The 11,701-nt window shown below is 50.2% G+C and carries 11 protein-coding genes; all 11 read right to left on the minus strand.

Annotated elements, in window-relative coordinates; translation table 11 throughout:
• Positions 1-12 precede the first annotated feature (12 nt).
• From HQQ92_RS02085 to HQQ92_RS02135, 11 genes are read right to left on the minus strand one after another with little or no spacing between them, the layout of a single operon-like run.
• Positions 13-777: a DUF3261 domain-containing protein gene (locus HQQ92_RS02085; RefSeq protein WP_173242750.1), complete on the minus strand. Its 765-nt coding sequence runs from the start codon at positions 775-777 to the stop codon at positions 13-15.
• A 4-nt stretch (positions 778-781) separates the two neighbouring features.
• Positions 782-2,071 (minus strand): NAD(P)/FAD-dependent oxidoreductase, encoded by a 1,290-nt coding sequence (locus tag HQQ92_RS02090; protein WP_173242752.1) that lies wholly within the window; start codon positions 2,069-2,071, stop codon positions 782-784.
• A 23-nt stretch (positions 2,072-2,094) separates the two neighbouring features.
• Positions 2,095-4,536 carry an MMPL family transporter gene (locus tag HQQ92_RS02095; protein WP_173242755.1) on the minus strand — a complete coding sequence of 814 codons (2,442 nt, stop codon included), beginning with the start codon at positions 4,534-4,536 and terminating at the stop codon, positions 2,095-2,097.
• A gap of 2 nt (positions 4,537-4,538) precedes the next feature.
• Positions 4,539-5,312, minus strand: a complete 774-nt coding sequence (locus HQQ92_RS02100) for an outer membrane lipoprotein carrier protein LolA (RefSeq protein WP_173242757.1) — start codon at positions 5,310-5,312, stop codon at positions 4,539-4,541.
• On the minus strand, positions 5,312-5,743 hold the full coding sequence (locus HQQ92_RS02105) for a thioesterase family protein (protein WP_006086613.1): 432 nt from the start codon (positions 5,741-5,743) through the stop codon (positions 5,312-5,314). The genes HQQ92_RS02100 and HQQ92_RS02105 overlap by 1 nt, the downstream gene beginning before the upstream one ends.
• Complete coding sequence (gene hutH, locus HQQ92_RS02110; RefSeq protein ID WP_173242759.1) at positions 5,740-7,314, minus strand: histidine ammonia-lyase; 1,575 nt, start codon at positions 7,312-7,314, stop codon at positions 5,740-5,742. The genes HQQ92_RS02105 and hutH overlap by 4 nt, the downstream gene beginning before the upstream one ends.
• On the minus strand, positions 7,311-9,170 hold the full coding sequence (locus HQQ92_RS02115) for a glycosyltransferase (RefSeq protein WP_173242761.1): 1,860 nt from the start codon (positions 9,168-9,170) through the stop codon (positions 7,311-7,313). The genes hutH and HQQ92_RS02115 overlap by 4 nt, the downstream gene beginning before the upstream one ends.
• Positions 9,164-9,550 (minus strand): thioester dehydrase, encoded by a 387-nt coding sequence (locus HQQ92_RS02120; protein ID WP_173242763.1) that lies wholly within the window; start codon positions 9,548-9,550, stop codon positions 9,164-9,166. Before HQQ92_RS02120 ends, HQQ92_RS02115 begins: the two co-directional genes overlap by 7 nt.
• Positions 9,543-10,907 (minus strand): AMP-binding protein, encoded by a 1,365-nt coding sequence (locus tag HQQ92_RS02125; RefSeq protein ID WP_173242765.1) that lies wholly within the window; start codon positions 10,905-10,907, stop codon positions 9,543-9,545. Before HQQ92_RS02125 ends, HQQ92_RS02120 begins: the two co-directional genes overlap by 8 nt.
• A complete protein-coding gene (locus tag HQQ92_RS02130) occupies positions 10,904-11,452 on the minus strand; it encodes a hypothetical protein (protein ID WP_173242767.1) in 549 nt (182 codons plus the stop codon). The genes HQQ92_RS02125 and HQQ92_RS02130 overlap by 4 nt, the downstream gene beginning before the upstream one ends.
• Positions 11,452-11,700 (minus strand): acyl carrier protein, encoded by a 249-nt coding sequence (locus HQQ92_RS02135; protein ID WP_011787696.1) that lies wholly within the window; start codon positions 11,698-11,700, stop codon positions 11,452-11,454. The genes HQQ92_RS02130 and HQQ92_RS02135 overlap by 1 nt, the downstream gene beginning before the upstream one ends.
• Position 11,701: the final 1 nt, after the last annotated feature.

Consider the following 11,701-nt stretch of genomic DNA (forward strand, 5'->3'; position numbering starts at 1 on the left):
GATGCTAACAGATTAAATAGGTTCGATTTCTAGCTCAAATTTAGCTTGTGGCATAGTTAAGCTGATGTGGGCTTGCCAAAGAGCATCGCCGATATTTTGTTGATAACGGATTTGCACCACATGGGTTTGCTGGCCGCTTTTACTGATCAAGGTGTCTTGACTATAGATCTGGCGACAGGGGATTGTATTCACTCGGGTGCCTATAAGCGTATCGCCCTGATTTCCCCCAACCGTATCGCAAAGGCCTGTGACTAAATGACCACCTTCTAAATGGGCGCGAATACTCTGCTCAGGCCAATAGATCAGTTGCATCATCGCCATTAAATACTCAGCTTTAAAATTGTCTCCTAGCAGCACGCTTTGTTCACTGCTGAGTGTATTACCATCATAAACTAAGGTAAACAAAGCCTGTCCGAGTGGCGCTAAGCCAACGAGCGTCATGCGCTCATCCTCTAACTCTAATTGAGTGAGCAGCTCGTGGGACTTATCACCCACTTTAATGCTGACCTTTTGGCTAAAGGACTGGGGTGAGGATACGCCCGTTTTGCTCTCGGTTTGCGGGCTGCTAATGTCGGCGGGTTTGGCCGTCGGCTTAGTCAGAGGCTTATCGGCTGCGGGGGCAAAATCATGGGGCAGTGGCGCCAAGCAATAACGCATGTCTTTAGCGAGGCCGACACAGGTTTGCCTGAACAGCAGTTCGCTACATCCCGTCAGCCCCAGACTGATGATCAGTAGCGCGGGGAACACTCGCCATTTCGCGTTAAAGTTGAGCGACATGCGGTTACGCCTCTGCAAATTCAGGAATGGCAACTTGGTTTTGGCACAATTCGACCACCATGTTCAGGCGGCGCTCCGAGTCTTTAACGAAGGGATTATTGAGGTCCCAAGCGTAGCCCGCCAGAATCGAGCAAATCATTTGCTTGATGCGTGGATTCGGTTCTTCATAGAAGATCACATCCTGAAAGCGGCCATCATACCAAGCTTGCACATAGGTGCGGAAGGTATTCACCCCCTGCATTAAAGGCGCTGAGTAATCGGCTTGCCAGTCAACCGTTTCGCCATTGAGTTGTTTAGTCACACATTTTGCCGCCATCGATGCCGATTGCATGGCGATAGTGACGCCGGAGGAAAATACCGGGTCGAGGAACTCACCGGCATTACCCAGTAGGGCGAACTTGTCGGTCGCAAGCCGTGACACATTGGCGGAATAACCCTTGAGTGTGGCGCATTCTTGCACCACCTTAGCGTTTGCCAGTAGGGCTTTTAGCCCGGGTTCTTCATTGACTATGCTCATCAATTGTTGCTCAAGCGAACCTTGTAAACGCGCAAGTAACTGCGGTTCTGCCACTACGCCGAGTGAACAACGGCCATTGCTAAAGGGAATGAGCCAATACCAAATGTCCTTATGCTCTGGGTGGACGCTGATTAAAATTTTATTTCGATCAAAGTGAGGATCGCTGATGTTGTCTTCCACATGGGTAAAGATGGCGCTGCGCTGTGGTAGGCAAGACGGACTTTCTAAGTCGAGCAAGCGTGGCAACACACGTCCAAAACCACTGGCATCAAGCACATATTGGGCGCTGATTTGATAAAGCTCGCTCTGTTCATTGCGCACCATTAAGCATGGATTCTCGGTTAAATCTATCGCCTCGACGGTTTCACCGTAGCGGATGTCGACCCCTTGGCTTTGGGCGGTATCGGCTAACAGTTTATCAAAACTGGCGCGCTGCACTTGGAATGTGGTGCCCGGCCCTGGGGTAAATTTATCGGTAAAATCGAAGGTAGTGTAAGTGCCATTGCGACGAAAGGCGGCGCCATTTTTATGCTGGAATCCGGCGGCATTGAGCGCATCTAACATGCCGGCTTCTTCGATAAACTGCATGCAGCAGGGCAGTAAACTTTCACCGATGGAGAAACGGGGAAAATGTTGTTTTTCTAACACCAGCACGCGCTTACCTTGTTGGTGTAGCAAGCTGGCGGCGATGGCGCCTGAAGGTCCTGCGCCGATAATAGCCACATCGACGGCAAGTGAATTTGGCATAGCCGATAAATCGTGAGCGGGTGTAGGCATGTAAAGTACGTTCCTTGTCGTTATCAGGACTTTTTAGTCGTTAAAATCAGTGGCGAAAGTAAAAAGGTTAAACCTATACCTAGCGACAGGGTTAAACCAAAATAATGAATCGCTTGGGTCTGGCTAAAGGCGAGTAAACCAAAGGCTAATAGGGTCGAGCAGGCGGACATAAATACCGCCATCATCACTGCCTTGCCGTGGTTTTGAGCAGAGGCAAAGAACAAGCTGTAGTCTATCCCAATCCCGAAAACTAAAATGAGCGCGAGTGCATGGAACAGACTCAGCGGCGAGCCTGTTAAGCCTAAGGTTGCAAGCGTTAGCAAGGCCGCAAGGGCTGGAACGGCAACGACAACCGCGGCTTTTTTAATGCCAAAATTCAGGCTAAACAACAAGAGTGCGATACCGAGTGCGAGCGCTAACAGCTTTAGAGTTAACTGTCGGTAATGGCCCATGACGGCGGATATATCCGCGACTTTATCGATAAGTTGTACGCTTTGATCATGGGCAAAGCGCGTCTTGAGCGCGTCGATCTGTTTAATGCCGCCAAGCAAGACAATGGCACCATGCTCAGCGCTCGCGCCGCCATCATTTAGCGCGTCATAGTCGGTGGCCTTGCCATTTGATGCTAGCCACAGTGGTGCGATTTGCTTGCCTGCCTCTAGCTTAAAGAAATCCGCTGGGGCGATATATTGGTCTTTAGCTGCTAAGTAGCTTGCTTGCAGCTCTGGCTTTAAGTTCTCATCCAACCCAAGGTTTGTGAGCACAGTATCTATCTGAGTTTGATAGATTTCGCCCTGTAAGCGATAAGCCGTGTCTTGCCTTTGATGGCTGGGAAGATACCGGCTGAGGCTGACGTAGTTGCCTAACTCTTGGTTCGCAATAGCGGCATCGAGCAGTGGCGACACTCGCTCAAGCTGTTGTAGTAGTGCCTCTTCACTCGCGGCGCGTACCAGTAAGAATTGATTATCTGTGCCGCCGCTGAGCAGCTGCCTGAGCTGATTTTCAGGTTCAGTCACGCTCGCGGGGCTTTGCTGCAAATGGCGAATATCGTCATCGACGGTTAACTTGGTTACGCCAACCAGACACCACACTACTATCACTAAAGCAAACATGCTCATGCCTAAAGGCGTGGTCAATCTGTTGGATAACTGAGTGAGGTTGGCAAGGTACTTCCCCGCTAACGCTAATGGGCGGGAGCCCGATGGCAAACGACTTCCCGCGAGCTGAGGGTAGGCGAGAATGAGGGTGAGATAGGCCCCGAGCAGTCCCGCGGCGCAGAAAATCGCCACTTGCTGCATCCCAGGAAACGGCGCTAACCCTATGCCCACATAAGCTAAGGCACTGGTGATAAAGGCAAGCGTCACCGTTGGGAATATATACGCGACCGTCGCCTGAGCGTTGCGATCGGTATCGCTTAAGCGCTCGCAGTAAAAATGAAAGCTGTAGTCGATGGCAATGCCAATCAAGCTAGTACCAAACACTAAGGTGAGTAAATGCAGCTCGCCAAACACGCTTAAGGTAAAAGTCACGGCCAGCAACAGCCCGCTGGAAATGGTAACGATGGCCAACAGTAGCGGCATTACAGAGCGAAACGCCAGCCAGACTAGGGCTATGACCCCAAGTAAGGATGCAAGACCAAGAATCGAGATTTCACTCTTAGCCGTTTGGGTCGCCGCAATCGCGTGAAATAGGGCGCCAGCCTTAAGCAGGGTAATATCGGGATAGCTTTGTTTAACCGCATCCAATCCTAGGGTTAATGCCGTTATCTGCGCCAATTGCGCATTGGGATTAAAAGCACTTTCTTGGCCCTTTGCCATAACAACCGCAGCGACATTATTATCTTGATCCGCCAGCAGAATACCTTGACTGACCCTGACTTTTGAACTCGGCGCGAGGGCGAGTAAATTGGCGGGGAATAACAGCAGCGGATCTTGGGCAAGTAAGTTGCTATTGGCATAACTAAAGGCGTTGTAAAGCTGCGCTGTGGCCGCTTCAATCAGATTTCCAATGTCTTTCGTTGCTAACGCCTCAGCTTGTGGCGCTGTCAGTAATTTAAATCTGTGGGGGAAATAATATTGCCCCAACGCTTCACCGAGCTGCATATCTGCGCTGCGAATATCTGTAAGTGCAGCATTTTTTCCAGTAGCAACAAGGTCAGTTTCAAGCTTTTGCATCAACAGCTTAGCCGCAGCGATTGCCGTGGTTTCATCCTTGGCGACGAGCGCAATATAGACTTGATCGGCGAGCGTCGCTTCAACTTGGTTAAGGGCGCGCTCTGTGAGTTTATCCTGCTGTAAATGCGGCAGCATGGCGAGAATATCGCTCTGCACCCTTGCGCCGTTTTGCCAGAGTTGCAACGTCCATAGACTGGCAGACAGCATCAATAGCAACCAAATGGTGAGGCGCCATTTAGGGGATAATTGTATTAGCGCTTGATTGGCGCGCGCGGTGAAATTGGCGGCCATGGTTAAGGTTTATTCGCCTCTATCGCCACAGTATACTGCGTCAATTCGGTTTCGCTGAGTTTACCTTGGGAAAGCGCACTAAAGTCGATGCGGGTCATATCCTGTTGTGCCACACTCGGCGCCGCGCTCAGCAGCACTAAGGATTGCAAGGTATCGCCACCCTCTAACACCATATTGGCGATGGCTTTTTTCATTAAGGGATCTTTGGGCGTTAGGCCTAATTGCCATTGGCCGTCTGTGTTCAAGCTTTCTGTTATGAGGAAGTGCAGTTCGAAGTTCTCACTTAAACCGGAAATATCACCGCCGAGCATAGCGCGCACTAGGCTGGGCAATAAATCCCCCATAGCGGCTGCGCTCGTCGAGGCATCGGCCTTGCTGACCTGTACTCTACCTTGGCTATCACGCTGAATCAGTTGCTTATCTTTTAAAATTAGCAGGGATTCGAAGGGCTTTATTTGCTGCCAAATAAGTCCTTGGGTCTGATCGAAGATAAACTGACCTTGGCTGATTAACGGCTTTTTGAGCACTTTTAACTGCCGAGATTGCACAAAGTGACCTCGCACCGTTTCGCCCAAGTTAAGTTTTTGGCTTAAGGCGACAAGCTGCGCAGTATCTGCACTTTGGCTAAAAAGTGTTTGATAAGCGCCGGGCGCGGCTAAAGTCTCAGCCTTGAGTGGCAGGCTTATCAAAGCAAAAGCTAAGCAGAGGAGTAATGTACACTTCGCCAGCACAGGATTCTTCGTCAGCGCAGAGCTCTTGGCGAGTACTGAGTTCATTAGTCTTCAACCTTAGCGAGCAGGGTGGCTATTTTGTCACGGAACACCTCTGGGGTAACAAAGCACAATTCTTGGGTACTCATATCGACCGCCGCTTGAATGGTATAACCCTTAGTGATGCGCGCACCCGTTTCAACGTCGCGAATTTGATAATTGATCTTTAAGCGGTTTTCCCACTCGACTAACTCGGCGCGCACTGTGATTTTTTGCTCGAAGGTGCTGGCTTTGACGTATTTAATCTGCAAATCGATAATAGGCCACGCATAGTTAGATGCTTGCATTTGGCGGTAGTTGTAGCCCAACTCATCGAGCAGTTTGCAGCGAGCAATCTCGAAATAACGCAGGTAATTGCCATGCCAAGTGATCCCCATGGAATCCACATCGTGGAAGGGGATTTGCATTTCCATATCGATAGTGAGCAATGATTTCATCGGCACACTTCCCATTCGCCTGCTTGGATTTTCGCTATGGTTTGGCGCAGCACGGCTTCAAGCGGCCTATCTTCAATTAAGGTCTCAAAATCGGCGCGCACTTGGGCGAGTGTTTTCGCCAATGAAGGCGTGAGCGAGGCTTCGTCCAGCTCATTTTGGGCGATACGCAGGCCAATACCTTGAGTCATGGCGAGCAAGGCTGCCGCCGCGACTTGTTCGGTCAATTGCAGTACACGCATACAGTCGCGGGCGGCAATGGTGCCCATGCTCACCTTGTCTTGGTTGTGGCATTCGGTTGAGCGTGAGAACACGCTGGCGGGCATAGTGTGCTTGAGCGCTTCTGCTGTCCACGCAGATACCCCAATTTGCACCGCTTTAAAGCCATGATTAATTGCGCGGCGCGGGCCGGTTGAGCCGGATAAGTTAGCGGGTAAGCCATTATTAAACTTAGGGTCCATTACCAGTGCCATTTGGCGATCGATAAGATCGGCTAAGTTGGCCACAGTATTTTTCAGTGAATCCATCGCAAAGGCGATATGGCCGCCATAAAAATGGCCACCGTGGAGAATATGCTCGCCTTCGCCGTCGACAATCGGGTTGTCGTTGGCGCTGTTGACTTCGGTTTCGATAAACTGACGCATAAACGGCAGCGCATCCTGCAACACGCCGATAATGTGCGGTGCGCAGCGGATGGAATATCTGTCCTGCAGCCTGTCCGAATTGCGCGGATGTTCGTGGTGATTTAAATCTTCCCGTATCCAAGTGGCGATTTGGTTTTGTCCCGGATGCGGTTTGGCGGCAAATAAGATTTCATCAAAATGGTTCGAGTTGCCTTTTAACGTTAACGAAGCCATAGCGGTAATGCGGCTACTTAATCGGGCAAGATATTGGGCGCGATCGAAGGCTAAACAGGCCAAGGCCGTCATTACAGCCGTGCCGTTCATCAGGGCTAAGCCTTCTTTTGGACGCAGGACATGCGGGATAATGTTGAGCTTAGCGTACACAGCTTGAGTCGCTTGGCGCTCACCTTGGTAAATCACTTCGCGCTCGCCGACTAACACGGCGGCCAAATACGACAGCGGCGTTAAATCACCGCTGGCGCCGACCGAACCTTCTTCTGGGATTACAGGGACTATGTTGAGATTGAGCAAAGTTTCGATGCGCTTTAATAGCTCATAGGTCACGCCAGATTTGCCAATGGCTAAGGAGTTTAAACGGCAAGCCATCACAGCGCGGGCCTGCATTATGTTTAAGGTCTCGCCTAAACCGCAGCCGTGGAAGCGGGTTAAATGCAGTGGCAATTCGTGGACCAGATCTAAGCTCACATTGACTGTGCAAGAGTCGCCATAACCAGTTGTTACACCATAAACCACGCCTTCTTCGTGCAGCAGGCTATCGATAAAGCGCGCACCTTTTTGGATATATTCTTGATAATCCGCATCGTCACAGAGCTTGACTGGTGCGCCCTTGGCGACGGCAACCACTTGTTCTAAGGTAAGAAATTGACAGCCGAACTCAACAGTCTTTAAGTCTGATTGATTCTTTGAGTCGGCGGCTTGGGTGTGGCTCATGAATGACTAGTCCTGTCTGTCTTATGATCCTGCTCTGGGATCTGCGGTGATGTTGACTCTGCTGTTACAGCATCGGCTTGTACTGAATTGGTTGATGCGCGTTCTAATTCGCTGTCTTTACGCCAAAAATCGAAGAAGTTAAACCATTGCAAAGGCTCGCGTCTGGCAAAGTATTCTAAACGTTCGCTGTAGCGATTTACCGCCTGCTGTAATCTGTCCATTCTGCCCGCTCGCGGGCCTTTTAGTGTTTCGGCGAAGCGCTCTAAATGCACCCGATAACGGCCCTGTTCCCGCAGGCAAAACATTAAAAATACAGGGCAATCGAGTAAACCTGCCAAAATAAACGGCCCTTGGGGAAACGCTGCGTCTTGCCCCATAAAGGGCGCGTACATGACGCGACCTTGGGTATTCGGCGAGGTTCTATCGCCCGCGATCACCACCAGTTCACCGGCTTCTATCTTTTGCTGCAACAGCATAGACGTCGCGGGGTTAAGCTCGGTCACTTGAATAAGATTAAGCGTGCTATCAGGGTTTAACTGCTTGAGTACCTTATTGAAATTTTCAGCATGGCTCGTTAACACCATGACGTTTACTTTGACCTTGCGCTGGTGGATGGAAATGGCGCGGCAGAGCTCTAAATTACCGAGGTGCGACACTAATAACACGGCGCCTTTACCGCTTTCGAGTTGGTCGGCCAGCACTTGGCGATCGGGGAAATCCACTTGGCTCAATTGGATGCGATCGCACCACGCATCGATTCTATCGAGTGCGGCATTTCCAAAGGCTAAAAAGTGATTCAGGCTATCGCGCCAGCCTGCAGGCTGGTTGAGCTTAGGATGTTGCGGCTCAAGTACTTGTACGCGGCGCAGGAAGTCTAACGAGGCGTTACGGGTGACTTTGCCCGTGAGAAAGAAATAGCAAATCACAGGATACATAATGGCGCGGCACAACCAATGGCCGCCAATACGATAGCTCTCGGCTAACAGTTTTATGCCCCAGTAACTGCCGCGCTCCTTCATGCCAGACCAATGGGTGGCTGAAGTCGATGATGTTGCTGACGAGCAATGGGAGTTTTGCGCGGCTTGTTGCTGTGATTTACGCTTCAATAGCCAAGGCAGGCGTTTGAGCATGCCGAAAAACAACTTGGTATGCAGTTTAGTGATGCGAACATTGTCGGCCACACCTTGAAAGTGACTAACACCACCTTCGGGATAAATCACCTTAGTCGGCTGGAATAAAATTTCTACCCCTTGCCAGTAGAGTTTGACGAGGATTTCAATATCAAAATCCATTCGCTCCGTTAATGCTTGCTGGCACAGTAATCGCTCGGTGGCGGCGAGGGGATAAACGCGAAAGCCACACATAGAATCTTGAATATCAAAGCTTAAGGTTTCGACCCACACCCAAAAATGGGTGATATAACGGCCATAAAGCCTGCCCTTAGGCACGGATTCATCGTACTCGGGTTTGCCTGAAATCAGCGCATCGGGTTTAGCCTGCGCCTTGGCTACCATAGCTGGAATATCGGCCAGATTGTGTTGACCATCGGCATCGACCTGCAGTGCATGACTAAAGCCATCGCGGTAGGCTCGGCGTAGGCCCGTCATCACAGCAGCGCCTTTACCACGATTGTAAGGATGCAGCAGCAAAGTCACCCAAGGATAGGTTTGGGCTAAGGATTGCAGTAGATAACGGGTTTCGTCATTGCTGCCATCATCAATCAAATAACAGGGCAGATTAAATTGGGCGAGTTCGGCCAAGGTCTGGGCAATTGCGGCACTGTGATTGTAATTGGGGATCACTAAGGCGAGCTTGATGGGCACCGACTCAACTAAGTCGCTGGGAGGTGTTAGCACTGGCTCGCCCCATCGCTGCTGTTAACTGGCGAGATATCGAAGGCGATACGACCTGACGCGTAGCGGTTTTCACCATCGCTATAGGCGAAGGTGAGTTTTCCCTTAGCCGCATTGTTGCTAATGCTTAAGGTGACTTCTTGCCCCGGCAGTATGAGTTGCTGAAACTTAAGCACTTCTAAGTTGGCTACGGCTTCGCAATAGCCGAAATATTGGCAGCCTAAACGCACCGCCCAATCTAATTGCGTCACGCCTGGCAGTACGGCTTGCTCGGGAAAATGTCCCTTAAAAGATTCAAGGTCGGCCGCCACTAACAGACGTAATTCAATATTATCCATGCCGATATTGGAATGCAGGATCGGCGGTAAACTCGATTTAATCATGATCAAATAACTCGACTAACTGGGCAGTGACACGCTTACCCTGAGTGTTCAGCGGCAAAATATCGGGATAACGCCAGCGGCGTGGCAGGGTGACTCGCTCAAATTGTGTCAGTAAATGTGCTTTTAACGCATTGTTGATACTGAGTTTTCCCTGCTCTTGATGCACACTGCGGCCAAGTGCGGAGAGAGTTATCACAGCGCCCAGTTGGGATTTAAACTGCGGCAATACCACAAGTGCGGCTTGCTCAACATAGGCGTGACTGCCTAACAGCGTTTCCATTTGCGCCAGTGACAGGCGTTTCTCTTCAATCTTAACGATGCGATCGAGTCGGCCCTTGAGTCTAAACTGGCCATTTTCGGTTGGTTCGATTTTATCTTCGCAGCGCAACCATTCATCGTCGGCTAAATAAGGTGATTTAAGCAGCAAGGCTCCGTCGCTAGGGTCTTGATCTATCGATATTCTGTCAAACACTTGCCAAGGTTCATCGGCCTCATGCTGACGGCGATAGGCGATGCCGCCCGTTTCTGTGCTGCCAAAAATTTCGATGGGCAGATGGCCATAGCATTGGCTGATCCCCTGAGCCGCCGCAAAACTTAAGGGCCCGCCAGAGCTAAACACTAAGCTAGGTGATCGCAGCTGCCGCTCGTGCTCTAAGGCCTTAGGTAAACGCGATAACTGGGCAGGGCTACTGATCAAACACAGGTTTGGCAGTAAGGCAGTGTAATAGCTTAAGGTTTCTGGGTATTCAATCTGCTCACTTAAAAACGGCCGACTGGCGGCGAGTGGCCACAAAATCTTGAATAACAGGCCATAGATATGCTGGTGGGAAACCGTTGAAATCACACTGCAATGGGGTAAATGTTCGGCAAAGGTATGTTCGAGCACTGAGACTTCAACGTCTAATTGCTGAAGTGTTTTACGGATCGCCTTAGGTTCGCCACTGCTGCCGGAGGTAAATAGCACAAGTTCACCGATAGCCTCGCTTGCCGGCCAAGGCTTGCTCGGCAGGCTCAGCTCTTTTCTCAGTAGAATAAAGGCCTGACTTTCACACAATGGCTTGTCCGACAATATGCCTTCAAACTGGTGGGTTAACTCGCTCAGCGTGCCCGTTTGGGTGTTGGCTGGTAAGATAATTTCCTTGCCTGCTAACAGCGCCGCACATAAACCCACAGCAAACAGATCGCTGGTATCACTCGCGAGCAGCCATTTTTTCTCTGGCGCGGCCAGCAGTTGCTCGTAAAAATACGCCACCTGATTGGTAAATAATGCACCCGTGACTATGTCGTGGTGATTAAAGCTGATCAGTTGTTGGGCAAAGGGCCCTTGGGTTAACCAGTTTTTGAGTAGCTGTGTCATGTTTTCTTCAACCAAAAGCTGCGATATAACCATTCCCCAACGAGGAGCAGTCCCATGAGTACGTATGCAATCAAACCGTTATACAAGGTCCAGGTTGCTAAGCTAGTAAAGCCAGCGGTGTAAGCCGCCATAGTGCCATTGAAGATAAATAAGCCGCACCAAAGTAGCGTGACTTTTTTAAGATACCCAGTGGCTTCATCCGGTAAATCGGGTTCTTTCAAACGGGCTAAACGTTCGATCATGCTAGGGCCAGTGTGCAGTGAATAACTGAACAGCGCCAGCATAGTGAGATTTATCACTACTGGGTAATACAGCAGCCAGTCACTGCGCTTGGCAAGATAACTGCCTGCCGTGAGCACAATCCCCACCAATAGTGGTAAAACTAATGTCTTAACCTTTTGCTTTTGTAGCATTAGCCGCACTATCAGCAATAAACACAGCACGAGCGCTATGGTGCCAGCAGGCAAGTAACTGAGCCCTAAATACACGGCAACGGGGTAGGCCAGCAAAGTTAGGGCGGTTAAGACCTGTAGCAAGGCTCGCATTAGGTTTTAACTAAACCTTCGATAGCATTAATCACATCGTTGATTGTGCGAACTGATTTAAATTCATCGGGTTGGATCTTTTTACCTGTCAGTTGCTGCAGTTTTATCACTAAGTCGACTGCATCAATACTGTCGAGATCGAGCTCTTCATACAGGTTGGCCTCAGGCGTAATCGCCTCGGCATCAATTTCGAATTCGTCCACTAAAATAGTGGTCAGCATAGCGAGGATTTGTTCACGATTTTGCATA

The organism is Shewanella sp. DC2-4, assembly GCF_013248875.1.
GTDB classification, from domain to species: Bacteria; Pseudomonadota; Gammaproteobacteria; order Enterobacterales; family Shewanellaceae; genus Shewanella; species Shewanella oncorhynchi.